The 24,219-nt window shown below is 71.7% G+C and carries 23 protein-coding genes; 12 read left to right on the forward strand and 11 right to left on the reverse strand.

Annotated elements, in window-relative coordinates; all coding sequences use genetic code 11:
- Positions 1-73: 73 nt before the first annotated feature.
- Positions 74-4,714, reverse strand: a complete 4,641-nt coding sequence (locus BM127_RS16535; RefSeq protein ID WP_157829589.1) for a beta strand repeat-containing protein — start codon at positions 4,712-4,714, stop codon at positions 74-76.
- Positions 4,715-4,928: 214 nt separating this feature from the next.
- Here BM127_RS16535 and BM127_RS16540 point away from each other — a divergent pair, with 214 nt between their 5' ends.
- Together BM127_RS16540 and BM127_RS16545 are read left to right on the forward strand one after the other, a co-directional pair.
- Positions 4,929-6,308 carry an NAD-dependent succinate-semialdehyde dehydrogenase gene (locus BM127_RS16540; protein WP_091200281.1) on the forward strand — a complete coding sequence of 460 codons (1,380 nt, stop codon included), beginning with the start codon at positions 4,929-4,931 and terminating at the stop codon, positions 6,306-6,308.
- 104 nt (positions 6,309-6,412) lie between these two features.
- Positions 6,413-7,576 carry a glycosyltransferase gene (locus BM127_RS16545; RefSeq protein WP_338061340.1) on the forward strand — a complete coding sequence of 388 codons (1,164 nt, stop codon included), beginning with the start codon at positions 6,413-6,415 and terminating at the stop codon, positions 7,574-7,576.
- 63 nt (positions 7,577-7,639) lie between these two features.
- Here BM127_RS16545 and cobU read toward each other — a convergent pair whose 3' ends face one another.
- The gene (gene cobU, locus BM127_RS16550) at positions 7,640-8,167 is read right to left on the reverse strand and encodes a bifunctional adenosylcobinamide kinase/adenosylcobinamide-phosphate guanylyltransferase (protein ID WP_091200284.1); all 528 of its coding nucleotides are present in this window, start codon (positions 8,165-8,167) and stop codon (positions 7,640-7,642) included.
- A gap of 94 nt (positions 8,168-8,261) precedes the next feature.
- Between cobU and BM127_RS16555 the strand changes: the two genes are divergently transcribed.
- From BM127_RS16555 to BM127_RS16570, 4 genes are all read left to right on the forward strand, one after another.
- Positions 8,262-9,260 carry an RNA polymerase subunit sigma-70 gene (locus BM127_RS16555; RefSeq protein WP_091200485.1) on the forward strand — a complete coding sequence of 333 codons (999 nt, stop codon included), beginning with the start codon at positions 8,262-8,264 and terminating at the stop codon, positions 9,258-9,260.
- Complete coding sequence (locus BM127_RS16560; protein WP_091200286.1) at positions 9,257-9,694, forward strand: DUF6069 family protein; 438 nt, start codon at positions 9,257-9,259, stop codon at positions 9,692-9,694. The genes BM127_RS16555 and BM127_RS16560 overlap by 4 nt, the downstream gene beginning before the upstream one ends.
- 122 nt (positions 9,695-9,816) lie before the next feature.
- Complete coding sequence (locus tag BM127_RS16565; RefSeq protein ID WP_091200288.1) at positions 9,817-10,107, forward strand: hypothetical protein; 291 nt, start codon at positions 9,817-9,819, stop codon at positions 10,105-10,107.
- Positions 10,108-10,166: 59 nt separating this feature from the next.
- Positions 10,167-10,673, forward strand: a complete 507-nt coding sequence (locus BM127_RS16570; protein ID WP_175507431.1) for a DinB family protein — start codon at positions 10,167-10,169, stop codon at positions 10,671-10,673.
- 17 nt (positions 10,674-10,690) lie between these two features.
- Here the strand turns inward: BM127_RS16570 and BM127_RS16575 are convergent, their stop codons facing one another.
- Together BM127_RS16575 and cobT are read right to left on the reverse strand one after the other, a co-directional pair.
- Positions 10,691-11,455: an adenosylcobinamide-GDP ribazoletransferase gene (locus BM127_RS16575; RefSeq protein ID WP_231263238.1), complete on the reverse strand. Its 765-nt coding sequence runs from the start codon at positions 11,453-11,455 to the stop codon at positions 10,691-10,693.
- On the reverse strand, positions 11,452-12,495 hold the full coding sequence (cobT, locus tag BM127_RS16580; protein ID WP_091200291.1) for a nicotinate-nucleotide--dimethylbenzimidazole phosphoribosyltransferase: 1,044 nt from the start codon (positions 12,493-12,495) through the stop codon (positions 11,452-11,454). Before cobT ends, BM127_RS16575 begins: the two co-directional genes overlap by 4 nt.
- 29 nt (positions 12,496-12,524) lie before the next feature.
- Between cobT and BM127_RS16585 the strand changes: the two genes are divergently transcribed.
- Genes BM127_RS16585 through ctlX form a run of 5 tightly spaced genes read left to right on the forward strand, consistent with a single transcriptional unit; the run spans position 12,525 to position 16,037 of the window.
- Entirely contained in the window at positions 12,525-13,049 is a 525-nt protein-coding gene (locus BM127_RS16585) for a 2'-5' RNA ligase family protein (RefSeq protein ID WP_231263239.1), read from the forward strand.
- Positions 13,050-13,108: 59 nt separating this feature from the next.
- Positions 13,109-13,639, forward strand: a complete 531-nt coding sequence (locus tag BM127_RS16590; RefSeq protein ID WP_157829588.1) for a thermonuclease family protein — start codon at positions 13,109-13,111, stop codon at positions 13,637-13,639.
- 43 nt (positions 13,640-13,682) lie between these two features.
- Positions 13,683-13,886, forward strand: coding sequence for a hypothetical protein (locus BM127_RS16595; RefSeq protein WP_091200295.1), 204 nt, complete (start codon positions 13,683-13,685; stop codon positions 13,884-13,886).
- Positions 13,887-13,890: 4 nt separating this feature from the next.
- Positions 13,891-14,976, forward strand: a complete 1,086-nt coding sequence (locus BM127_RS16600; protein WP_091200298.1) for a threonine aldolase family protein — start codon at positions 13,891-13,893, stop codon at positions 14,974-14,976.
- 29 nt (positions 14,977-15,005) lie between these two features.
- The gene (gene ctlX, locus BM127_RS16605) at positions 15,006-16,037 is read left to right on the forward strand and encodes a citrulline utilization hydrolase CtlX (RefSeq protein ID WP_091200299.1); all 1,032 of its coding nucleotides are present in this window, start codon (positions 15,006-15,008) and stop codon (positions 16,035-16,037) included.
- Here ctlX and BM127_RS16610 read toward each other — a convergent pair.
- Positions 16,028-16,795: a ceramidase domain-containing protein gene (locus BM127_RS16610; protein WP_091200301.1), complete on the reverse strand. Its 768-nt coding sequence runs from the start codon at positions 16,793-16,795 to the stop codon at positions 16,028-16,030. The genes ctlX and BM127_RS16610 overlap by 10 nt on opposite strands.
- Positions 16,796-16,869: 74 nt before the next feature.
- The gene (locus BM127_RS16615; protein WP_091200303.1) at positions 16,870-17,310 is read right to left on the reverse strand and encodes an Hsp20/alpha crystallin family protein; all 441 of its coding nucleotides are present in this window, start codon (positions 17,308-17,310) and stop codon (positions 16,870-16,872) included.
- Between the two features lie 135 nt (positions 17,311-17,445).
- On the opposite strand from BM127_RS16615, the gene BM127_RS16620 reads away from it, so the two are divergent.
- Positions 17,446-17,727: a MerR family transcriptional regulator gene (locus BM127_RS16620; RefSeq protein ID WP_091200305.1), complete on the forward strand. Its 282-nt coding sequence runs from the start codon at positions 17,446-17,448 to the stop codon at positions 17,725-17,727.
- 25 nt (positions 17,728-17,752) lie between these two features.
- Here the strand turns inward: BM127_RS16620 and BM127_RS16625 are convergent, their stop codons facing one another.
- From BM127_RS16625 to BM127_RS16645, 5 genes are all read right to left on the reverse strand, one after another.
- Entirely contained in the window at positions 17,753-19,798 is a 2,046-nt protein-coding gene (locus BM127_RS16625) for a PhoX family protein (protein ID WP_091200307.1), read from the reverse strand.
- 125 nt (positions 19,799-19,923) lie between these two features.
- On the reverse strand, positions 19,924-21,234 hold the full coding sequence (locus tag BM127_RS16630; RefSeq protein WP_091200309.1) for an endonuclease/exonuclease/phosphatase family protein: 1,311 nt from the start codon (positions 21,232-21,234) through the stop codon (positions 19,924-19,926).
- Positions 21,235-21,400: 166 nt separating this feature from the next.
- Complete coding sequence (locus tag BM127_RS16635) at positions 21,401-21,919, reverse strand: NUDIX hydrolase (protein ID WP_091200311.1); 519 nt, start codon at positions 21,917-21,919, stop codon at positions 21,401-21,403.
- 12 nt (positions 21,920-21,931) lie between these two features.
- A complete protein-coding gene (locus tag BM127_RS16640; RefSeq protein ID WP_091200313.1) occupies positions 21,932-22,534 on the reverse strand; it encodes a DUF6461 domain-containing protein in 603 nt (200 codons plus the stop codon).
- Between the two features lie 102 nt (positions 22,535-22,636).
- On the reverse strand, positions 22,637-24,073 hold the full coding sequence (locus tag BM127_RS16645; protein ID WP_091200315.1) for an HNH endonuclease signature motif containing protein: 1,437 nt from the start codon (positions 24,071-24,073) through the stop codon (positions 22,637-22,639).
- Positions 24,074-24,219 lie beyond the last annotated feature (146 nt).

Here is a 24,219-nt window from a genome sequence, read left to right on the forward strand (position 1 = left end):
GGAGCGGACCGCGCAGGGGAACAGGGCGCCCGGCTCGTCGACGTGGCGGCTGGGCCACCCGGGTCCGTGCGTCCTACCGGGTGACCTGCACGGTCACCACCGACGTCTTCTTCCCCACCGTGACGCCGAAGTTCCACAGCTTGTGGCCGCGGCGATCCTTCGTGAAGACGACGCCCAGCGCCCAACGGTTCTTGCCGACCTTGACGAAGCGGCGGCCGTCGGTGCGGGGCTTGCCCGGAAACGGCTTGGCGTTGACGTAGGTCGGACGCAGGGTGCCGGTGAAGACGAGCGTGTACCGGCGACCCGCCTTGACCACGGGGACGCCGTCCCGGTGCTTGGCGCCGGTGATGAGCACCGGCGATCGGCCGACCGTGGCGGTTGCCTGCGTGGCGTTGCCGGCCCGGTCGACGGCCACCGCGGTGTAGGTCACCTTGTCCCCGCGCGTGGTCCGCATCAGCGTGCACTCGGCGATGCCCGACATCCGGTCATCGGCCTCGCACCCGATCTTCGGGAGGGTGCCTGCGTAGACGCTGCCGTCGACGACGCCCTTGATCGCGACGGTCGGCGGGGTCTGGTCGAGCTTCACCGTGGTGCTCGCCGTGGTCGCACCGCCATCGCTGGCAACGACGGTGGCGGTGACGGTCGTGATGCCGTTGCGGGTGACGACCTCGGGCCCCGGGCAGGTGACCGCTCCGTCGCCCCCGGAGCACACGAACTGCACCGTGACCGGCTGGGAGTACCACCCGAAGGGCGTGATGGCCGTGCTGCTGCTGGCCACGGCCGTGACCGTCGGGTTGCTGCGAGCGGTGGAACCTGACGAGGCATCGACCTCGCTGGCACCGGTGCCGCCCGAACGCCCGGAGTAGACGGCCGAGACCGCCTTCGAGTCACCAGGAGGCAGCACGTAGGCCAGCGTGGCCACGCCGTCGACGATGTCGGCCGTGCCGACCGGCTCGCCACCGACGTAGAAGGTGACCGAACCGGTCGCGACGTCGGTGCTCGGTGCCTGCACCGTCACCGTCGCCACCAGCGACGTGGCGCCGACCTTCACGCTGACCGAGGTCCTGGCGGGGGTGACGGCGATCGTCGAGTCCGCCGCGGTGGCGGAAGCGGCCCAGGTGTTCGGGTTCGCGGGTGCGAAGGTCGCGGCCACGGCGTGGCTTCCGACGTCCATCAGGGCGCCCGGCAGGGCCACGGTGGTGGCCGCGCTGTCGGCCAGCTCGGTGCGGGCGAAGGGCGTGCCGTCGAGCGAGAACGTCACTGTTCCCGTGCTCGCGCCGCCCACGGTCGCCGTTGCCGTGGCTGGCTGGCCGTGCACGATGGCCGCCGACGACAGCGACAGCGTGGTGGTGGTCGCCTTGCCGAGCACCGCGATGCTGAAGGCCGACGAGGCCGCAGTGGTGTGGTCATCGTCGCCGTCCTGTGTGATGGCCACGGTGCACGAACCCACGCGGGTGAAGGTGATCGGGACGGTCGCCCGCTGTACGCCGTCGGGCGCGGACGTGTCGACCTCACCGGTGCACGCGGGGTCGAGCCCACCTGTGCCGAGGACGATCTCGATCGGCTCGGAGGACCTCCCGCCAGTGACGGTCAAGGTGTGAGTGCCGTCGACGACGCCGGTCGAAGGGGTGTCGGAGGTGACGAGGAGCTCCTGCTCGCGCTTGGCGACCTCGACGCTGTGGCTGACGGGTGTGGCGCTCGCCCAGTCGTCGTCACCGGCCTGGGTCGCGGTGACGGTGCAGGTGTCCGCGTGCACGAACGTGACCGAGGTGCCGTCGACCGTGCAGCTGTCGTTGCCGGTGAGCACGAGGGGCGCGGTGCCCGATCCCTTGGTCGTGGACGGGATGTCGTAGGTCCCGCCGACGGTCGGCGAGCTCGGGTCGAGGGTGAAGGCGACAGCCTGCGTCCCCTTCGCGACCGAGAAGAACTGCTCGGTCGTCGCGTCGGTGTAGTCGGCTCCGCCGAGCTGCGACACCGTCACGGTGCAGCTGCCCGGGTGCTGGAGCTCCACCGTCGTGGCGTCGTCGGCCAGGACGCAGGACGCCGCGGCCCCGCCATCGGCGACGAGCACGGGCGTACCCGATCCGGGCCCGGCAGTGATCGCGGGGACGTAGCTGCCGCCGACCTTCGCCGCGCCGGGCGCGGTGGAGCTGAAGGAGACCGTCCCGGTTGCCTGGCCGATGGTGATGACCTGCTGGGCCGTGCCGGCGGTGTAGTCGGCGTTGCCCGGCTGCGTCGCGGTGACGGTGCAGGTGCCGACATGCGCGAACGCGACGGTGTCGTTCGCGAGGGAGCAAGCGGTCGCGGGGTGGCTCGTCACCGTGATCGTGACCGGCACGCCGGACAACGTGTTGCCGGTGGCGTCCACGTCGTAGCTGCCGTCGACCTTCGCCGACGCGGGCGCGGCACTGCTGATGGCGACGTCCTGGGCGGCCTTGCCGACCGCGATGCTCTGCTCGTTCTGCGGCGCGGCGTCGTAGTCGGCGTTGCCGTCCTGGTCGGCGGTGACGACACACGTGCCGGCGTGGTCGAAGGTGACCGTGGTGCCGACGATCGAGCACACGTCAGCGCTCGTCGGCGCGATCCCGAGCGTGACCGGGCGACCGGAGCCACCGCCGCTCGTGGCCACGTCATAGCTGCCGTCCACACGGGCGTCGGACGGAGGTGGCGACTCGAAGTTGACCGCCTGCGCGCCCTTGCCGACTGCGACCTGCTGCGTGCGTGCTGCTGCCGCGGAGTAGTCGCTGCTGCCCTCCTGGTCGGCCGTGACCACGCACGTCCCGGCGTTGCTGAAGGAGACCGTGGCCGCGTGCTCGCCGAGCGTGGGGGACGTGGTGGTGGTGACTGAGCAGCCCGCACCGGCGGTGAAGGTGACCGGCTGGCCGGACGGGCCGCCGGTGGCCGTCACCGTGTACGTGTCACCGTCGACGGTGGCAGAGGTGGGGGCGGTCGAGGTGAAGGCGATTGCCTGTGCGGCCCGGCCGACGGCGACGGTGTGGGTGAGGGGTGCAGCGGCCGTGTGGTTGGCGTCGCCGGCCTGCGTCGCGGTGACGCTGCAGGACCCGGCGTGGTCGAAGGTGACGGTCGTCCCACTGACCGAGCAGACCGCGTTGCCGTTGAAGACGACCGGCTGGGTGCCGCCGCCGGGAGTGATCTCGGTGATCGTGTAGGTGGTGTCGACGACCGCGGTGCCCGGGGACAGCGTGAACGCCACCGCCTGGGCGGCCTTCCCGATCTGCAGGCTCAGCGCGCGGGTGCCGGTGTTGGACGCGCTGTCGGTCACCTTGATCGTGAACGCAACGGCGGTGCCGGCCGTGGTCGGCGTCCCTGTGATCGTCTGGCCGGACAGGCTGAGTCCCGCTGGCAGCGAGCCGGACTGCAGGGAGAACGTGTAGGGAGCGCCGGAGCCCCCTGCGGCTGCGAGTGCGACGGAGTACGCGCTGCCGACAGTGCCGTTGGCCAGAGAGCTCGTCGTCACCTGCGGAAGCGACGCCACTGAGTAGGACCCGATAGTGCCCGTCGACGTCGCGAAGAGGCCCGCGCCGACGTAGGCGGCGGTGAGCGAGCGCGTTCCCGCAGCGAAGAACGTCACACAGGTCGCGGTGCCGCCGGACACGGTGACCGCACCACAGCCGGAGATCGTCGCGGACCCGTCCCTGAAGGTGACGGTGCCGGTCGGCGTACCGCTGCCCGAGGTGACGGTCGCCGTGAGGGTCACGCTGTTGCCATCGACCGCGCCCGATGCGGGAGACGCCGACAGCGAGGTCGTGGTGGGCACGGAGTTGGTCCAGGTGAAGGTGATCGAGCCGTCGCCGGTGTTGACGCCGGCCGCCGAGCTGACATCCGTGGCGGACGCCGCTGCGAAGCCCGAGCCACCGCCGGCGCCCATGATGTAGCCACCGCCTCCACCGCCGTAGTAGCCGCCGCCTCCGCCACCGCCGTTGCCGCCGGGGGAGCTTCCTCCGATGGCCCCGTCGCCGCCGTTGCCGGGGGCACCACCGCTGGCGGGTCCGGTGCCGTTGCTCCCGGTGCCGTGAGCGGTCGTGCTGTTCGCCATCGACCGTCCGCCGGTCCCGCCGGCAGTCTGCGTGCCGCCGTAGGCGGGGGCCATGCTTGCAAAGGTGTTGTCGGTGCGGCCCGTGCGGCCGTTGCCGTCGTTGCTGGGGGTCGCGGCACCGTTGCCGTCGCCGCCGGCACGGTTGGGGGCCAGTGGCGAGGTGGGGGGACCCTGCGAGCCGCCGCCGCCGCCGGCGGCGAGCAGCAGGCCCCCGCCGGCGTTGAAGACGAACGAGCCGCCGCCACCGGTCGAGGAGTACAACGCGCTGGGGTCGACGCCGCCACCTCCGCCGTACGACCGGGCGTACACGCCGTCACCGGTGTAACCACCGCCGGCTCCCACGAGGACCGACAGGTTCTGTCCCGGGGTCACGCCGAGCGTCGCCGTCGTCTGTCCACCCTTGCCGCTGTAGGCACCGCCGCCGGACGCGCCGGTCACGGTCGCCGTCACGGAGGTCACGTCGGCCGGGACCGTGAAGGTCTGCAACGAGCGGGTGAGGCCATAGCTGATCGAGCACGTGGTGGCACCGCAGGTCGGCGCTGCCGAGGCTGCCGGAGCCACGGCGACGAGGCCGGCGACGAGGCCGGCGACGACCAGCGCGAGCGTCACGAGCATGCCGCTGGCACGACGGAACAAGGAGATGGCTGAGCGCGACAAGGCACGGTCCTCACGACGATGACGACGCCCTGGCGGAGCCGATGCCGCGACCATAAGCGGGTTGCCCGACTGTCGTGGCAGAACCGGAACGTTCCACCCCAAAGGGTGCCGATGCGGTGCCGTCGCGACGCCCATGAGAGTGCCTCGACGTCACGTGATGTGTCTGACGACCGCCGACCCTTGTGTGCGCAGCACCCGCGCGTACGGTCGAACCATGAGTGACTACCAGGTCGTCAACCCGTCCACCGGCGAGGTCGAGAAGGAGTACCCGACGGCCACCGATGCCGAGGTGCAGGACGCGTTGGCGCGCACCCACGCGGCCTACGGCCAGTGGCGCACCACCAGCAAGGACGAGCGTGCAGCCGTGCTGCACCGCGTCGCCGACCTCTACGACGAGCGGGCCGACGAGCTGGCCGCGATCATCGCCCGCGAGATGGGCAAGCCGCTGCGGGAGGGCAAGGGCGAGCTCACCCTCGTCGCCTCGATCTTCCGCTACTACGCCGACCAGGGGCCCGGCCTGCTCGCCGACACCCCGCTCGACCCGGCGATGGGCGGCAGCGCGCTGGTCCGCAAGGAGCCGGTCGGTCCGCTGCTCGGGATCATGCCGTGGAACTTCCCCTACTACCAGGTGGCCAGGTTCGCCGCGCCCAACCTGATGATCGGCAACACGATCCTGCTCAAGCACGCCCCGCAGTGCCCCGAGTCGGCGCTCGCGATCGACCAGATCTTCGCCGACGCCGGGCTGCCTGCCGACGCCTACATCAACCTCTTCGCCACCAACGAGCAGTCGGCCGACATCATCGCCGACCCCCGCGTGGTGGGCGTCTCGGTGACCGGCTCCGAGCGGGCCGGCTCGGCCGTCGCCGAGGTGGCGGGTCGCCACCTCAAGAAGGTCGTCCTCGAGCTGGGTGGGTCCGACCCGTTCATCCTGCTCGACGCCGACGACCTCGGCGCCGCGGTCAAGTCCGCCGTCCGGGGCAGGATGGGCAACGCCGGCCAGGCCTGCAACGGCGCGAAGCGGATGATCATCGTGGACGAGCTCTACGACGACTTCGTCGAGCACTTCACCGCAGCCATGGCGAAGCTCGCGCCCGGTGACCCGTTCGAGGACGGGACCGGATTCGGTCCGCTCTCCTCCGAGGGCGCTGCGCAGAACCTCCTCGAGCAGCTCGACGACGCCGTGGCGAAGGGCGCGACCGTGCGCACCGGTGGCAAGCGCGTCGACCGCCCGGGCGCCTTCGTCGAGGCCACCGTGCTGACCGACGTCACTCCCGACATGCGCGCATTCCGCGAGGAGCTCTTCGGCCCTGCGGCCGTCGTCTACCGGGTGGCCGATGTCGAGGAGGCCGTCGCGCTGGCCAACGACTCGGCCTTCGGCCTGGGCGGCGTGGTCTGGAGCGCCGACACCGAGAAGGCGCAGCAGGTCGCCGACCGGCTCGACACCGGCATGGTCTGGATCAACAGCGCCCAGGGCTCGTTCGCCGACCTCCCGTTCGGCGGGACGAAGCGCTCCGGGGTCGGCCGCGAGCTCGGCGCCTACGGCATCGACGAGTTCGTCAACAAGAAGCTGATCTACACGCCCGCGGCTCGCTGAGCCACTGGGGCGTCGGTGCAGTCCCGGGGTAGGCGACCGGGGCTCGGCGACGCTCCACCGGCCTTGCCGTGACGAGGGCATGGTGGGAGCCTCGGTGAGTGCGCGTGCTGTGTGCGACGACGGCCAATGTCGGTCATTTCGGACCGCTGTTGCCGTTCGCGCGTGCACTGGCGGGGTCGGGACACGAGGTGAGGGTCGCCGCTCCTGCGTCGTTCGCCGGCGCAGTGGTGGGGGCAGGATTCGTCCACGAACCGTTTGCCGATGCACCGCCCGAGCTGATCGGCCCCGTCATGGCCAGACTGCCGACGCTGGCGTTCGACGAGGCCGATGACGTCGTCATTCGCGAGGTGTTCGCCCGGATCGACGCGCAGGCCGCGCTCCCCTCGCTCACGGCGACGATGGAACGCTGGCGTCCCGATCTGGTGGTGCGTGAGTCAGCCGAGCTCGCCTCCCTCGCTGCCGCCGAGCGCGCAGGAGTGCCCCACGTGCACGTCTGCATCGGCATGCACGAGGTCGTCTCCCGGTTTGCGGCCGCCATCGTCGATCCGTTGGACGAGCTGGGTGGACTGGCCGGTGTCCCTGACGGTCGGATGCGGGCGGCGATTGCCTCCGAGGCGATCCTCAGCCTCGTGCCGGAGGTGCTCGACCGCGCGAGCGGTACGGAGGTGGCGGACGGTGACCGCTTCCTGCGCTTCAGCGAGCCGACGCAGCCCGTCAGCGACTACCGGCTCCCCGCCTGGGGCGACCCGGAGGCACCCCTGGTCTACGCCACCTTCGGATCGGTCACCGGCTCGTTGCCTCCGTTCGCCGGCGTCTTCCGCGAGGCGCTGGATGCGCTTGCCGACGTCAGGGCGCGGGTCCTGATGACCGTGGGGCGCAAGGTCGACCCCGCCGCCCTCGAGCCGGTGCCGCCGAACGCCCGGGTGGAGCAGTGGTGTCCACAGGATGCCGTGCTCGAGCACGCGGCTGTGATGCTCGGCCACGGCGGGTTCGGTACGACCATGGGCGCGCTGGCTGCTGGTGTCCCGCAGGTCGTCGTGCCGCTCTTCACCTTCGACCAGGTCGTCAACGGCCAGCACGTCGCGGCGGTGGGCGCCGGGATCACGGTCGAGAAGGGGCCGGGATCAGTGGCATCCGCAGCGGCACACGTTCCGCGTCTCCTGGGGGATCCTTCCTACGCCGCCGGAGCGCGCGCGATCGCAGCGGCGCTGGTCGACCTCCCACCGGCCACCGACGCCGTGCCGTTCCTCACCGGTCTGGTCGCCTGAGCGCACACCACGCCGTCGGCGACGGTCCGTCCGCAGGGCGGTCGACCAGGTCGGGCTTCCGGTTCACAGCCGCAGCACGCGCCCGGCGATCACGAGGTGCACCTCGTCGCAGGCGGCGGCGATCCGCTGGTTGACCGTGCCGAGGAGGTCGCGGAAGAGACGGCCCGAGCGGTGCTCCGGAACGACGCCGAGGCCGACCTCGTTGGTCACGACGACGACGTGGTGCTCGCACCCGCGAACAGCGGTGACGACCTCGTCGGCGCGGGCGATCACCAGCCCGTGGACGACGTCGGCGTCCTGCTCCCACGCACCTGCGTCGTCGATCACCGCCGTGAGCCAGGTGCCCAGGCAGTCGATCAGCATCGGCTGCTCGGCCTCGCGGACTGCCTGAGCCAGGTCGTGGGTCTCCACGGTCGACCACGACGCCGGCCGGCGCGCACGGTGGGCGGCGATGCGGGCGCTCCAGTCGGGATCGGACTCCGCGTCGGTCGTCGGGCCGGCGGCGACGTACGTGGCTGCCTCGTCACCGATCAGCGCCTCGGCGTGGGTCGACTTGCCGGACCGTACGCCGCCGGTGACCAGGATCCGCATGGCGATGATCCTCCCAGAGGCGACAGTGATGAGTTCTCACCCCCACGCCCGTCTTACCTACGACAGGACACGACGAGGCTGGAGGATGGGTGCGATGACTGCGGTGACGCGGCTGGAGGAGCGGGACGTGAGCGAGCTCGACGCGATGGACGAGGCGACGTTCTCGGGGGTGGCGGAGCGCCACAGGCGGGAGCTGCACGTGCACTGCTACCGGATGCTCGGGTCGTTCGAGGACGCCGAGGACACGGTGCAGGAGACGTTCCTGCGTGCCTGGCGGCGGCGGGAGACCTTCGAGGGCCGGTCGACCTTCCGCGCGTGGCTCTACCGGATCGCCACCAACGCCTGCCTCGACCTCCTCGACAAGCGCCGACCCGAGCCGGCCACCGGGGGAGAAGTGATGTGGCTCCAGCCCTACCCCGACCGGCTGCTCGACGAGCTGCCTGCGGTCGACGGGGACGAGCCGGAGGCGCTCGCTGTCTCCCGGGAGACGATCGAGCTGGCCTACCTGGTCGCGGTCCAGCACCTCGCGCCGCGGCCGCGGGCCGTGCTCATCCTGCGCGACGTGCTCGGCTGGCCGGCGAAGGACGTCGCCGACCTCCTCGGCGACTCGGTGAACTCCGTCAACAGCGCGCTCCAGCGAGCCCGCGCCGGCATGCGCGAGCACCTGCCCGCCGAACGCCAGGACTGGACCGGGCGCGAGGACGACGCCGACAACCGTGAGCTCGTACGCCGCTTCACCGCGGCCAGCGAGGCCGCCGACGTCGACACGATCGCCACCATGCTCCGCGACGACGTGCGCTTCGCGATGCCGCCCACGCAGGGTCTGATCGTGGGCCGCGATGCTGTCATCGCCGACTGGGTGGCGGGCGGCTACCCGGAGATGGCCGGCCTGCGTGCGGTCGCCACCGCGGTGAACCGTCAGCCAGCCCTGGCCTACTACATCTGGGACGAGCGGGCCGGCGCGTACGTCCCGATCACGATCGACGTGCTGCGGATCAGTGGTGGCCAGATCACCGAGGTCACGATCTTCGACCGCGACCAGTTCCCGCTGCTCGGCCTTCCGGAGTTCCTGTCGGCCGGGGAGTCGGCATGACGCGGCGGGCCCTGGGCGTGGCGCGGACCAGCCTGCTCGCGACGCTCGCGGCGGTGGTCGTCACGACAGCGGTTGCAGCGCTCGTGACGGGGCTCGGTGTCGAGCTCGAGGTGCCTGACGGTGGCGAGACGATCCCGCTGTCGGGGATCGCGTTCGTGACCGGGGTCCTCTCGGTCGTCGGGGTGGTCATCGCTGCTGCCCTGGCGCGGTGGAGCTCCAGGCCGCGCGAGCACTTCGTGCGTACGACTGTCGCCCTGACCGCGGTGTCGCTCGTCCCGCCGTGGCTGGTCGGGGCATCGGCCTCCACCAGCGTCGCGCTCGTCGTGCTGCACCTCGTCGCAGCGACGGTGATGATCCCGGCGCTCGCGCTGAGCCTCAGGGCGTCCCACGCCGGAGCCAGCGACGTGGACGAGATGGCGTCGGCCGGCCGGTGAATGCGCTCGAGGGAGGCGGCCTCGGGAGCACATTGCTGGACCCAGCCTGACGTCCTGATGTGCCGCGATGAGCGCGCCGCACACCGGTGACAGCTCGGCCGGTCCCACGCCATGATCAAGGGGTGCAGGAGATGTCGCGGGACCAGATGCAGGCGGAGATCCAGAAACGGTTCGAGGCGCGGCTTGCCGAGCTGAGAAGCGAAGGAAGGACGATCTACGACCAGCAGATCGATCCGGATGACACCTCCACCGACGCGCCGGAGCTCTGGTGCATCGTCGAGGTGGACACCGACGAGGTCGTGCAGGGACACATGAGCAACGCGGACGTGGACGAGTTCGTTGCGCAGCACCCGAGCTGGGTCCACGTCTGGGAGGTCCACGACCGGATCCAGGACGATGTGAGGGAGGCCTGAGGCAGGAGACGGACCACATCTGCCGACGAGCGGCGCCTGCCGGCGGATACCGTCGCCCAGTGCCCACCTGGATCACGCCCGCGCGACCCGAGCCAGCGAGCAGCCCCGTTGACGAGCGCGCCGCCCTCGATGACCGGCTGGACTACCAGCGCACCACGCTGCTGCTGAAGTGCGGCGGCCTCACCCCCGAGCAGCTGGTGCAGCAATCGGTGCCGCCCTCGAACCTGTCGCTGCTCGGCCTGGTCCGGCACCTGTCCGGGGTGGAGGCCTGGTTCCACTCCTACGACGGCCAGCCCGACCACATGTTCTTCTGGAACTACGTCCCGGGCTCCACGGACGGCTTCGGGGAGGTCAGCGCGGATCGTGCCACCGACGATCTGGCCAGCTACCACGCGAGTGTCGAGCGCTCGCGCGCCGCCGTGCAAGGGCGCGACCTGAGCGAAGCGGTGTCCGGCGAGGAGCACACGCTGCGCTGGATCTACCTCCACATGATCGAGGAGTACGCACGCCACAACGGCCACGCCGATCTCCTCCGCGAACACATCGACGGTGCCACGGGGGAGTAGCCCCACGCGCCTCGACGTCAGACGGTCGCCGCAGCCAACACCAGTGCGGCGAAGGAGATCTCCACGGCCGCGCCCAGCACGTCACCGGTGATCCCGCCGAGGCGTCGTACGCAGCGGACCAGTAGCGCAAGTACGACGGCCACCATCACGACGAGACCGATGGTGGTCGGCCACGCCGACCCCAGCGCCCGTCCGGCGAAGGCGACCGCCACGGCGGCCACCAGCAGCGCCGCCGCCGCACCCACCACGGGCACGGCCCCGATGAAGCTCGCGCCCAGCCCGTCGGGGCGCGCCGACGGGACGCCGCGCACGCAGGCGAGCGCGAGGCAGGCACGCGAGGCGCAGACCAGGAGCGCCACGACCCACCACGCGTGCTCGTGGCGGACGACTGCGGCCAGGCCGGCGGCTTGCAGCCCGGTGACCAGCACGACGGCGACGACGCCGGCCGGACCGACCGGGCCGGTGCGCATCACCTCGAGCGAGCGCTCGGCGGAGTAGGACGCGGTGAGTCCGTCGGCGGTGTCCGCGAGGCCGTCCCAGTGCAGCGCGCGGGTGCCGAGCGCGAGCGCCAGCACCACGACGTACGCCGTCGCGAGCGGGGGCAGCCCGATCCGGTCACCGACCAGCACCACCACCGCCGCGACGACGGCGAGCGGGAGCACGGCCAGCGGTGCGAGGACCATCGCCAACCCCGCGACGGAGCGGTCGACGCGGGTGGGAGGCGGGACGCGTACGGCGGTGAGGGTGCCGGTGGCGAGCAGCCAGGCGTCGTGCAGGATCACGACGGCGGCAGGATCTCGGACAGCAGCGCCACGTCGCGCAGCACCGCGATCCCCGAGCGCAGCACCGGCAGCGCGGCCACTGCTCCGGATCCCTCGCCGAGTCGCATGCCGAGGTCGAGCAACGGTTCGAGGCCGAGGGACTTGAGTGCGTGGGCCTGGGCGGGCTCGGTCGAGCGGTGGCCGGCGACCCACCAGGCACTGGCGCCCGGAGCGATCGACTCGGCCACCACCGCGCAGGCGAGCGACATGAGCCCGTCGAGGACGACCGGCACGCGCAGGGTCGCTGCCTCGACGAGGAACCCGGTGGCGGCCGCGAGGTCGGCGCTGCCGAGTGCGGCAAGGACGTCGACGGGATCCCCGGTGCGGCCCTCGACGCGTACGAGTGCCTGGGCGATCACGTCACGCTTGCGGGTCCAGCCGTCGTCGTCGATCCCGGTGCCGCGTCCGGTGACCTCGTCGGCCGGCAGGCCCAGCGTCGCTGCGACCAGCGCGGCAGCGGGAGTCGTGTTGCCGATGCCGAGGTCACCCGTCATCAGCAGCTGGGCGCCGTCGTGGACGCATCCCCACGCCACCTCGGCGCCGAGGACCAGGGAGCGTTCGGCCTCGTCTCGGGTGAGCGCGTCGGCGAGGTGGATGGCGCCCGAGCCGCGACGCACCTTGCGCGCCGTGACCTCGGCGGGCAGGTCGGCCAGGTCGGCGTCGACCGCGACGTCGAGGACCGTCACCGCAACGCCGTGCTCGCGGGCGAGGGCCGAGACGCCGGCGCGACCGGCGACGATGGTGCGCACCATCGCCTCGGTCACCGCGGCCGGGTAGGCCGAGACGCCGTGGGCGGCGACACCGTGGTCGCCGGCGAAGACGACGAGGCGTACGTCGGTCAGCGGACGCGGCGGCACCTCGCCCTGGACCGCGGCGAGCCAGGCGCCCACCTCGCCGATCCGGCCCAGCGCCCCCGGTGGCGTCGCGAGGCCGGCGACGCGCTCCTGCGCGAGGGCGGCGATCTCGGGGGAGGGCGGGGCGATGCGGGGTGTCTGGTCCATGTCGTGCGCCAGCCTGCCAGTCTGGGCGCGTGCCCGGCCACTCCGTCCTCCAGCTGCCGGTGCCCGCGCTCGAGGAGTGGGTGCGCACCCGCACCGCCCACTACGACATGGGATTCGTCTCGACCGACCCGCGCTTCGGCCACGCCCACATCACGGCGCTCGGCCCGTTCGACCCGGCGCCGTCGACGGCCGTCCTGGCATCGATCGCCGCGCTGGCAGCCGGCACGACACCGATCCGGGTGCGGCTGGAGCGCCTCGCGCAGTTCCCCCACGGGATCATCCACCTCGTCCCGGACCCCGCCGACCGCCTCCGTGACCTGACCGCCCGGCTGGTGGCCGCCTTCCCCGACTGGCCGCCGTACGGAGGTGAGTTCGGCGACGACGTGCAACCCCACCTGACCGTCGATGCCGCGTCGGACGAGGTCGACCTCGCCTCGACCGCCGCCCTGCTCACCGACGTGGTGCCGGCCGACTGCGTGCTCGACCGGCTCCAGCTCGCGTGGTGGGAGACGGACCACTGCCGCGTCCTGCACGAGTGGCGGCTCGGCGGCTGACGCGGCTCTTTTCGGGTGAAATGCACCCGCCGGTCGGCTCGACGCGTCAGTCTGGGGGCATGCGCCGCCTCGCCCTGCTCGTCCTGGTCGCCGCGGTGCTCCTCGCGGTCCCGAAGGTGGTCGACCTGAACGCGCTGCCGGCGCAGGTGTCCGACCTGATCGGCGCACCCGAGGCGGACCGCACCCGTGCGGTCGTCGTACGCGTCACCGACGGCGACACCCTCAAGGTGAGGCTGGCGAACGGGAGCGAGAAGGACGTCCGCATCCTCGGCATCGACACCCCCGAGGTGTACCCCGAGATGCAGTGCGGCGGCCAGGAGGCCACCGCAGCGCTGGCGACGCTCACCCCGGTGGGATCGAGGATCGTCCTCGTCTCCGACCCGACGCAGGGGAACCGGGACCGCTACGGCCGGTTGTTGCGCTACGTCCACCGTTCCGGCGACGACGTCGGCCTGGCGCAGCTCACGTCGGGGCGTGCGCGGGTGTTCATCTTCAACGACGACCCGCTCCAGCGCGCCGAGGCCTACCGCAAGGCCGAGCGCGGCGCCCGGAAGGCCGATCGCGGCTCGTGGGCCGCCTGCTGGGGCTGAACGCGGTTGACCGGCCCGCCCTGTGGCGTGGCAGGATCGCGGCATGGCTTCATGGGCGCACCTCGAGATCACCGTCAACGACCAGGGCGACGTGGAGGTCGGCGGCTACAACGCCGACCCCGAGGCGCTCGTCGAGGGCACCGAGTCGTGGGAGGACCTCCTCTCGACGCTCGGCGTCAACGGCTGGGAGCTCGTGCAGGTGATCCCCGGCGCCGAGACGACGTACTGGTTCAAGCGCCAGGCCTGAGGTCGTGAGCGACCTCCCCGCCCGGTTCCGCGCGGCACAGGCGTCGGCGGAGTCGATCTTCTGGCGCGCGCCGTCGACACCCTCGGCGATGTTCGCCGCGCTCGCGGCGTTCGCCGAGGAGCACGACATCGAGTGGGACCGCTACGGCGAGCGCGGGGCGGTCGAGCAGCTCGAGACAGAAGTCGCCGACCTGCTCGGCAAGCCCGCCGCGGTGATGTTCCCCAGCGGCGTGATGGCGCAACAGGCCACGCTGCGCGCGTGGTGCGACCGCTCCGGCTCGCGACGCGTCGCCCTGCCCGACATGTCGCACCTCCTCCGCTACGAGCAGGACGGACCCCGGCGCGTGCTGGGCCTCGAGCTCGAGTGGCTGACCACCGGGCGCGAGACGCCGACGGCCGGCGCGCTTGCCCGGGTCGGTGGACGGCTCGGCGCTGCGATGGTCGAGCTGCCCCTGCGTGACGCCGGCTGCCTGCTGCCGACCTGGGACGAGCTGACCGAGCTGTCGGCGGCGGCCCGGGAGCGCGGCGTACCGCTGCACGCCGACGGCGCGCGCATCTGGGAGTCCGTGCCCCACTGGGACCGCACCCTGGCCGAGGCGGCGGACCTCTTCGACTCGATGTACGTCTCGCTCTACAAGGGTCTCGGCGGCACCAGCGGCGCGCTCGTGGTCTGCCCCGAGGACCTCGCCGGCGAGCTGCGCTCGTGGCGGGCGCGGATGGGCGGCACGATCTTCTCCATGACGACCGCCGCGGTCGGCGGGCTGATGGGACTGCGCGAGCACCGGGACACGTTCGGCGACTGCCGCGCATGGGCGATCGAGCTCGCGGCGGCGCTGCACGAGCACGGGATCCGGACCTTCCCTGCGGTGCCGCACATCGCCACCTTCCTGGCCTACGCCCCCGGGACGGCCGACGAGGTCAACGAGAGGGTCGTCGCCTTCACCGAGGAGCGCGGCATCGTCCCGTCCGGGCTGTGGCGCGACGCCGACGTGCCGGGCTGGGTCGAGACCGAGCTGACCTGCTACGAATCCGCGGTCAGCCACGATCCGGCCGACGTGGCCGGGTGGATGGCTGCCGCCGTCGGCTTCTGACTGGGCGGCCGGTGCCCTAGCCTCCTCCCGTGAGTGCTCAAGCCCCCTCCGCAGTCATCCTGATCCGCGCGACCAGCTTCGTCCCCAACCCGGCGACCGCGGCCGACAACGCGTTCCAGGCCGACGCCCCGGCCGGCCAGACCGACGAGGCGACCTCGGCGATGGCGCTGGCCGAGATGGATGCGCTCGCCGCCGCCCTGCGGGAGGCCGGCGTACGGGTCCACGTCTTCGACGACGTCGACCACACCCGCCCCGACAGCGTCTTCCCCAACAACTGGCTCTCCACCCACGCCGGCGGAGCCGTCGCGGTCTACCCGATGTACGCCTCCAACCGCCGCCACGAGCGACGCACGGACGTGCTGGAGATGCTCAAGTCGGAGTACCGCGTCCAGGCGATCGTCGACTACTCCGGCCTCGAGCCCGACGGCATCTTCCTCGAGGGCACCGGTGCCATGGTCCTCGACCACATCTCGCGCGTCGCCTACACCGCGCGCAGCCACCGGGCCGACACGGCCGTGCTGGAGCGCTTCTGCACCGACTTCACCTACGAGCCGATGGCGTTCGACGCCGTCGACGCCGACGGCGTGCCGGTCTACCACACCAACGTGATCGCCTGCGTCGGCACGCACGTCGCGATGATCGCCCTCGAGATGATTCCCGACGAGGTCCGGCGCGAGCAGGTCCGTGAGCGGCTCGCCGTCACGGGCCGCACGATCATCGAGCTGACCGAGGAGCAGATCCGCGAGTTCGCCGGCAACGCCGTGGAGCTGTGCGGACGTACGCCGGACGGCAAGCGCCGCTACCTGATGACCATGTCCGCCCGGGCCAAGCGCTCGCTGCGTCCCGAGCAGGTCGCGGCGATCGAGGAGTCGTGCGAGATCCTCGCCGTCGAGATCCCGACGATCGAGCTGGCGGGCGGCTCCGTGCGCTGCATGATCGCCGGCGTGCACCTCGACCACCGGCCGGTGCAGCTGCCCGAGCCCGGGGAGAACGTCGTGGCCATCAACGAGGACAACCCGGTCACCCCCGACGGCCGCTACGTGGCGAAGGACTACGCCTGACGCTCGGACTCGTAGAGTCGGAAGAGCCAGTAGGCCGCCACCGCGCACAGCAGGTGCCACGCGGCGTGGCCCTGCCAGATGGACGTCGGGTCGCACCAACCGGCGTTGCTGAGCAGCCAGATGGTGAAGGCGACGAGCATCGCAGCGAGCGCGATGACGCCGTGGCGGAAGACGATCACCGTCTCGCCACGCCGCCACAGCCGCGTCTCGAGCACGACCGCCACGACCAGCAGCACGCCGAAGGCCAGGTTGCCGGCGTAGTTCACAACAGGGACCGGATCGGGCCACAGACCCACGAGCTCGCAGGCCGCCACGCCCACGACGTACGCCGTGACGAAGGCACGGGTGCCCCGGCGGGTCCAGCGCACCCAGGACCACGCGGCGGCGAACGAGGCGATGAGGTACATGCTCAGCATGTCGAGGTGGCCACCCCACTCCGTCTGGGTGGCGTGCATGGCCGCCGACGCGGGGCCGAGCAGGACGACGACGCACGCATAGAAGGTGGCGACGGCCGTCGACATGACGCGGTCGGTGCCGTGAGGACGTCCGGCGCGGGCGGCGACCAGCAGCCCGGCGACGACGAAGCCCGCGTTGGAGAGGGTGTTGGCGGGCTGCCGGACGAGACCGGTGAGGGCCTGCTCGCAGAAGTTGGCGCCGCGGCCGACGTCCGGGCCGAGCCACCCCTGGGTGACCGCGAGGGCCAGCAGCCCCACTGACAGGACGGCGACCGCGCCAGTGGTCGCCAGGGGCCGGGACATGGCACCGATCGTAGGGCGCCCGTCCGAGGAGTGGGGGCGCGGCACACTGCGCAAGGGCCGCGCCCCCAGGGGGCTCAGCTGCTCAGCTGAGCAGGTGCGCCGGACCTCGACGACCGACCGCCCTGGGCGATCTCGATCTTGCGGGGCTTCGCCTTCTCGGCGACCGGCACGGTGAGCCGCAGCACCCCGTCGACGTAGCCCGCCTCGATGTGGTCGAGGTCGAGGTTGTCGCCGAGGACGAGCTGGCGGCTGAAGGCGCCCTTCGGCCGCTCGGCGGCCAGGGACTCCCAGTCACCGTTGCGCGCCACACGCTCGGCACGCACGGTGAGCACGTTGCGCTCGACGTCGAGGTCGATGCTGTCCGGCGCGACGCCGGGCAGGTCGAACTCGATGACGAAGCGGTCACCCTCGCGCCACGCGTCCATCGGCATCACCGTGGGGCGGTTGGTCGTGCCGAGCAGCTGCTGGGTCAGGCGGTCGAGGTCACGGAACGGGTCAGCAGTGCGAAGCAACATCGTCTCCTCCTGGAGTCAGCCGGGTGGACCAGTGGTCCACGACCTGTATTGGTGGTTACAGGTAACTTATAGTCAGCGAATCACGGGAGTTCAAGTCCCGACCAGTAGGAATTTTCGAGAGCGGAGGAGAGGCCCATGAGCGCCAGCGAGCGAGGCGTCTTCGCCATCTCGGTGGCGGCCGCCATGGTCTCGATGGAGATCCAGAACCTGCGCGTCTACGAGCGGCGTGGACTGCTGCGCCCGGACCGTACGGAGGGCGGGACGCGCCTCTACAGCGCGGACGACGTGGCCCGGCTCGAGCGGATCCGCGACCTCCTCGCCGAGGGCCTCAACCTCGCCGGGATCGCCCGGGTGCTCGACCTCGAGGACGAGGTGGACCGGCTCCGCGCGCGCCTGGCGCGGGTCGGTCCACCCTGACGGTCCGGACCTCAGCCGCTCTGGCTCACCTGCTGCGGGTCACCTGCACCACCGTGGGTCGCGGGCCGGCGAACTGGCCGGCCGCGGGCGTACCCGCTGCGGGGACGAAGTCCGGGAAGCGGGACTGCGGAGCCGCCCACGTGCCGTCCTCGCCCGGGTGCTGGACGGCGACGAAGACCGAGCTGTCGCGGTCGTGGATGACCGGGCCGCAGGTCTCGGCGCCGGACGGCACGGCCAGGAACTGCTGGACGTGGCCGCGCTCGGGGCCCTCGACCGGCACCTTGAACAGGCCGTCACTGACCTTGATGGCGCTCGGCTGGCCGTCGGTGGAGACCCACAGGTTGCCCTCGCTGTCGAAGGCGACGTTGTCGGGGCACGAGATGGGCGACACCGGTCCGGTCCAGCCGCCGAAGTAGGTGCCGGCGGAGGCGGCGTCGCCGCAGATGAGGAACAGGTTCCACTCGAAGGTGGCCGCCGTGTGGTCGCCGCCGGACGGGATCATCTCGACGACGTGGCCGTCCTTGTTGAGGTTGCGCGGGTTCGGCTCGGTCGGCCCTTCCTTGCCGACCTTGCCGCGGTCGGCGTTGTTGGTGCAGGCGACGTAGATGCGGCCGCTGCGCAGGCTCGGCTCGACGTCCTCCGGGCGGTCCATCTTGGTGGGCTGCACCGCGTCGGCAGCGAGCCGCGTGAACACCAGGACCTCCTCGATGGTGAAGCCCGGGACCATCGACTGGCCGCCGCGGGTGAGCGGGAGCCACTCGCCGGTGCCGTCGCTGACCCCGTCGCCGAGGCCGTCGCCGGTGAACCTGGCGACCGACAGGTCGCCCTCGCTGAGGAGCTGGAGGTTGTGGCGGCGGGCCTTGGCGCTGTTGCCGGGACGCAGGGTGTCGCGGGAGACGAAGCGGTAGACGTAGTCGAAGCGCTCGTCGTCGCCCATGTAGGCCACGACGTGCCCGTCGCGGTTGACGATCACGTTGGCGCCCTCGTGCTTGAAGCGGCCCATCGCGGTGTGCTTGACCGGGGTCGATCCGGGGTCGGTCGGGTCGACCTCGACGATCCAGCCGAAGCGGTGGGGCTCGTTGGCGTAGTCGGGCGTCGTGGCGTTCCAGCGCGGGTCGACGAAGCGCCAACCGCGCGCGTCCTGCGTCGCGGAGAGCCCGTAGCGGGCCTCGCGGGGGTCGGTGCCCGTCGCGAGGAAGTACTGGTTGAAGTTCTCCTCGCCCGACAGCACCGTGCCCCACGGCGTCGTACCGCCGGCGCAGTTGTTCATCGTGCCGCGCACGCTGCGACCGGTGGGGTCCGCCGCGGTCTTGAGCAGGTCGGAGCCGGCGGCGGGGCCGTCGACGGCGAAGACGGTGTCGAGGGTGATCCGGCGGTTGAGGCGCGCGCCCGGGACGTACGTCCAGGCGTCGCCGCGCTTGCGGCGCCGGAGCTCGACGACGGACATGCCGTGCGCGGCCCACACCGTGCGGACGACCGTCTCGGGGTCGGAGCCGGGAGGGAACATGATGCCCTCGTTGGTGTACTCGTGGTTGCACACGAGAAGCGCGCTCGTGCCGGCGCGGTTGGTCTCGATGATGTCGAGGTAGTCGTTGTTGTAGCCGAACTGCCCGGCCTGGGCGGCCGGGGTCTGGTTGTTCGGGTCGAAGGTCGGGGCACCCGCCAGGATCGGGTCGCCCCAGCGCAGGATCGCGTCCCAGCGGTAGCCGACCGGCACGGTGACGTTGTCGACGGTGACGGCGGTCGGGCCGATCGGGGTGAAGGGAAGACCCGAGCGACCGGGCGTGCCGGGCGTGCCCGGCGTGCCGGGCTTGCCGCCCGGTGAGGCGGCCGTGGGAAGGGCGGGGACCGCGGCGATGGCGGCGGCGGTCAGACCGGCACCGACCACCGAACGGCGGCTGAGGGCGGTGGCAGCGACGTCGCGGAAGTACGACGTCTCGGTGTTGTTGGGCGCGGCGACGAAGCAGGCGTCGCCGCAACGCAGGTGGCAGGTCACCGCGCTGCGGTTGCCGTGCGTCTGGCCGGCCATGGGAAGCAGCGGGCGGGGAGTGGTGCTCGGGCTGAGGGGCATGGGTGCGATCTCCGGGGTGGTCGGGTCGAGCGGACGTCGACTCGACTCTCGTCACCCACGTCGCCCGTTGGGCGGACGGGAGGTGCACGTCAGGTGAACGTCGTACAGCCCCTGCGCAAAGCCGCTCAGCGACCCCGCGCCCGTGACGTACGCACGTCGAGCCACACCAGGCGGTGGTCACTGGCCGGGAACCGGTAGATGCCGACGAGGCGGAACAACGGGTCGGCCGCGAGCGGCCAGAAGACTCCCGTGCCGAGCGGGGCGAGCCGCTCGCTGGGGAGGACGTAGTCGACCCGCAGGTTCCCCGGGTTGACCGGATCGCCCGGCTCGGCGGGCAGGGCGTCCGCGAAGTCGGCGGTGTCCTCGGCGTGCGGTCCGCGGTGGGTCAGGTTGGCGCCGCCCTGGAGGCGGGCCTGCTCCACGGCGCCCGGCGAGGTCGGGTGCGGGTCCTGGATGCGCGGGTGGCGGAGCAGCTGGTCGATCGCGGCGGCGACGGAGTCGCCGTCCACGGGGTCGGCGTTCTGGTCGCCGGCGATCACGAAGTCCTGGCCGCGGCCGAGCCCGCCGTGCTGCCCGGCGTCGTCGTAGATGTACGCCGCGGCCCTGCCGCCGCTGACGTAGTCGGCCCACAGGCGGATCTCGTCGTGGTTGCGGGTGCCGTTGCGGTCCTCGGTGCCGTCGAAGGTGGGTGGCGTCGGGTGCGAGACGAGGAAGTGCACGGGCTTGCGGCCGGGGAGCTCGATCGGGATGTCCCAGTGCGACTTCGAGGAGAGGCGGAAGGCGTCGAGCTCGGCGGGGGAGTACCAGTCGGCGGGCGCCGCCGTGGCCGGGTCGTCGGGCAGCAGCGCGCCGGGCATGTCCTTCCAGAGGAACCGCTGGAACGTGCGGACGTCGTCGATCGCGATCGGGTACTTGGAGTAGACGGCCATGCCGTACTGCCCAGGGAAGAGGCCGAAGCCGTAGGCGTCGTTGCCGCCACCGACGGTGCCGTCGTTGTCGAGGTCCAGCCCGCTCGGCACCCCGGTGTTGACCGGCGCCACGTAGTAGTAGGGGTAGTCGACCGGTGGGGCGCCGTTGTGGGGGACCTCGAGGTAGTTGTCGCGGAACAGCTCGGCGGCCTGCCCGCCCTCGACGTAGTCGAACTCGTTGATCAGGAGCACATCGGGATCGGTGCGCTGGATCGTCTCGGCGACCGCGGCCGCCTGGGCGTCGTCCGGCGTCGACAGGTCACGCACCAGCTCGCCGGAGCTGGCGCGGTTGAGCGAGGCGTTGAAGGTCGCGAAGCGGACTGCGGTGGCCTGGTGGTGGCCGTGCGTGCCGGGCTTCCTGTCCCCGGGGCCTGCGCTCGCCGGGGTGGAGAGGGTGGTGGCACCGAGGGCGGCGGCCAGGGTGGCCGCGGTGGCGGACAGGGTGAGGCGAGCGGTCCGAGAACGCATGGGCGGAACCTTCCGAGAGGGGGTCCTGCCAACCTACGACGGGCGTTCGACGCGGTGGAAGAGGAGGTCGCGGTCGTTGGCGTACGCCACATGTGCTGTTTGCCGGGCAGTCACCCGGCGTGGCACGGGTACGCCGAGCGCGACGGTGTCGTACCTCGCTGGGACCTCACAGGCCGAGCGCGACGGGGGTGCACGGGACGTCGCCGGCGATCAACGCCGCAAGCGGGCCGGCAAGGTCGCGCGGCGAGAACAGGTCAGGGCCGTCGTGTGCCGCGATGTCCGCGAGCCGCCACCACCGCCATCCGCTGATCAGCTCGGCGGCGAGGTCGTCGTCGGACAACGCTCCGCGAGGATCGAAGCGGGCGGTGTGGACGAGGAAGTAGTCGTTGACGATCCCGTCGTAGCCCTCGGCCAGCCCGGGTGAGACGACCTCCTGGTGCCAGACGTGCGGCGGATCGGCGTCGACGACCAGCCCGGTCTCCTCGTGGAGCTCCCGACGCAGCGCCTGCAGCAGCATCTCCCCGGGCTCGACACCGCCGCCGGGGGCCGCCCACACGACCGTCGAGTCCGCGGGCACGGCGGGATGGGGGAGGCTGAAGCGGCACAGCAGGACCTCGTGGTCCTCGGCCAGGATGATGGCCCGGACGGAATGTCGTATCCTCGCCCCAGCGCGATCTGCGGGCATCGGCCGACGGACTCAGTCCTGGGGGTACTGGAGCTGGCGGACGGCGACGACGGTCGCACCCTCGTCACTGTGGCGCGCTGCATCGGCGGACGTGAGGCGGATGCCGGTGGCGACCTCGGCCATCGCGAAGCTGACGGCCGACGTGTCCTCCTCCTGCGCCTCGGAGTCGTCCTGGGTCAGGTCCATCCACGCCAGGTCGAACAGGGGGCGGATCTCCTCCGGGACGGAGTCGCGGTCCTCGCGGAACCTGAACTCGTCGTCGTCGAACAGCAGGACGCCGTCGCGGGCGTAGCCGAACCGGCAGTGCGCCTGGATGTTGTCCCGCACCACCGCGGCCGCCCGTCCACCCTGCGACAGGGCCACCAGCACGGAGTTCGGCGGGTCCGCGTAGCCGGTGTCCTCGCTCGCCAGCACCCCACCGTCGATCGCAGACAGCACGTACGCCGCCCAGATCGGCTCGTCGCCGTCCAGCTCGTCCTCGGGCACGTCGTCGAGCGGCACGCCGCCGAGTGCCTGGACGACCTCCTCCACCGTCGCGCCGCGGACCACCAGCGTCGTCTCGTCGCCGATGGACAGGTGCTTGTAGTGCTCGACCGTCTCTTCGATGTCCCCCATGCGCGGCAGCCTAGGGGCCGATCCGATCAGGCGCGCCGTACACGCCGGCACCTGCACATGCCTACGCCCCGCCATCCGTGGGTGGCGGGGTGTGGGGCGGGGTCATGGTCGGCGGGGTCGTGGAACGCCGGGTGGTTCGGGTGGGTCGAGTGCGGTGCTGCCGTCTCGGTCTCGGACGAAGCGGTGGCTGTGGGGGCTGGTCCAGACGAAGATGCCGGGTTCGGTCATCTCGTAGCGCCAGGCCGTGTGGGTTTTGAGGCGGTGGTGGAACCGACAGAGTGCCGCGAGGTTGCGGGTGTCTGTCGGCCCGGGTTGTGGCCTGTGTTCGGTGTCGGCTTGATGGTCGTAGGCGGTGATGTGGTCGATGTCGCAGCCTCGTGCGGGTCGGGTGCACCACGGGAACACGCACGTCGTGTCGCGGAGGAGGACGTGCTCGCGGATCCGGTCGGGGATCGCATACCCGGGTGCGGTCAGGTGCTGGGTGAGGTCGATGACGGGTTTGATCGTGATCTTGGTCCGTGTGTCGGTGCACCAGGATCGGAGCTGGTCGAGGAGCGCGAGGCGTTGGCCGTTCTCGAGGCGGCCGGTGGGCCCGAACACGGTCTGTCCGTCGGCGGTGAGGTGGGCGTCGAAGTGGGCGTGGAGGACGACCTCCCGCGCGACAGGAAGGCCGTCCCCTGTTGATCCGGCCGGCCCAGCGTTGCCCTGGGAGAACAGGTCGAGCGCGGTCTGGGTGCGGGCGAGGTCGCCGAGGGCCTTGGCCCTGCGTGCGTCGAGTGAGAGGTCGGAGCCGAGGGCTTTCTGGACCGCTGCGCCGTGGGCGAGGGCGCGGTCGAGGTCGAGTCCGTCGGCCAGGTCGATGTCGGCGTCGAGGTGGAGGGTGCCGGCGTAGTGGACGTCGTGGGTGTCGATGGTGGCGTGGCGGGGGTCGACGTGCTGCCACCCGTCCTCGGGGTCCGCTGCCGGGTCGGGTGCGGCGAGGTCGAACCGTTTCAACGTTTCGGTGACCAAACGGTCGAGCTGCGCGGGGCCGATCTTGCCTGCGACGGCGGCGACCTGCGCGTCGATCCACCCCGCGGCCTCAAGGGTCAATGAAGGAGAGCAGTGGATGGTGGTCTCAGCAACAGCCCGGGCCCGCCACGCCGGGACGGCACCGGTGTGGACCTGGGACCACAACCTGGGAAGTCGGTGGCGGAGCTCGAGGGCGTGGCCGATGAGCTTCTTCGCCGCGGTCGTCGTGATCCCCAGGACCGAACCGAGCTCGGCGACACAGAACTCCGCGACCAGCGGGCAGCCCGGGCCGGCGATGGGTTCCTCGTGCTCACGACCCAGACCGCCGGCAGTGGTGAACGACGCGGCACCGTGGAGGGACTCGGGTGGGTGCAGGTCGGCCCAGGCGGCGGCGAGGGCGAGCTGTCGGGCTGCTGCGGCGTCTTCGGTGGCGCGGGCAGCCCTGATCGAGGTGAGGATCCCGGACGCGTCCAGGTCCTCGACCAGCGGGCTGCTGGTCGAGGAGCGGAGGTCTGAGGTGGTGGTCATGGGTACCAGTCAAGCAGGACCCACCGACACTCGGGGCTGCTACAAGACCGGTGTGGATAAGTATTTCCGAACAGGTGATCCCCTGAGGGATCGCACTTGGTTCCTTGGTTTCGACACGGTCGCTGCGCGACCTGCTCAACCAGCGG

The organism is Nocardioides alpinus (genome assembly GCF_900112035.1).
Taxonomy (GTDB): Bacteria; Actinomycetota; Actinomycetes; order Propionibacteriales; family Nocardioidaceae; genus Nocardioides; species Nocardioides alpinus.

Bases quoted from the DNA above. Each gene is read 5' to 3' on its own strand.
- BM127_RS16540 (WP_091200281.1), top strand. From the start codon at position 4,929: ATGAGTGACTACCAGGTCGTCAACCCGTCCACCGGCGAGGTCGAGAAG.
- cobU (WP_091200284.1), bottom strand. From the start codon at position 8,167: ATGCGGATCCTGGTCACCGGCGGCGTACGGTCCGGCAAGTCGACCCAC.
- BM127_RS16555 (WP_091200485.1), top strand. From the start codon at position 8,262: ATGACTGCGGTGACGCGGCTGGAGGAGCGGGACGTGAGCGAGCTCGAC.
- BM127_RS16560 (WP_091200286.1), top strand. From the start codon at position 9,257: ATGACGCGGCGGGCCCTGGGCGTGGCGCGGACCAGCCTGCTCGCGACG.
- cobT (WP_091200291.1), bottom strand. From the start codon at position 12,495: ATGGACCAGACACCCCGCATCGCCCCGCCCTCCCCCGAGATCGCCGCC.
- BM127_RS16590 (WP_157829588.1), top strand. From the start codon at position 13,109: ATGCGCCGCCTCGCCCTGCTCGTCCTGGTCGCCGCGGTGCTCCTCGCG.
- BM127_RS16595 (WP_091200295.1), top strand. From the start codon at position 13,683: ATGGCTTCATGGGCGCACCTCGAGATCACCGTCAACGACCAGGGCGAC.
- BM127_RS16610 (WP_091200301.1), bottom strand. From the start codon at position 16,795: ATGTCCCGGCCCCTGGCGACCACTGGCGCGGTCGCCGTCCTGTCAGTG.
- BM127_RS16615 (WP_091200303.1), bottom strand. From the start codon at position 17,310: ATGTTGCTTCGCACTGCTGACCCGTTCCGTGACCTCGACCGCCTGACC.
- BM127_RS16620 (WP_091200305.1), top strand. From the start codon at position 17,446: ATGAGCGCCAGCGAGCGAGGCGTCTTCGCCATCTCGGTGGCGGCCGCC.
- BM127_RS16625 (WP_091200307.1), bottom strand. From the start codon at position 19,798: ATGCCCCTCAGCCCGAGCACCACTCCCCGCCCGCTGCTTCCCATGGCC.
- BM127_RS16630 (WP_091200309.1), bottom strand. From the start codon at position 21,234: ATGCGTTCTCGGACCGCTCGCCTCACCCTGTCCGCCACCGCGGCCACC.
- BM127_RS16635 (WP_091200311.1), bottom strand. From the start codon at position 21,919: ATGCCCGCAGATCGCGCTGGGGCGAGGATACGACATTCCGTCCGGGCC.
- BM127_RS16640 (WP_091200313.1), bottom strand. From the start codon at position 22,534: ATGGGGGACATCGAAGAGACGGTCGAGCACTACAAGCACCTGTCCATC.
- BM127_RS16645 (WP_091200315.1), bottom strand. From the start codon at position 24,073: ATGACCACCACCTCAGACCTCCGCTCCTCGACCAGCAGCCCGCTGGTC.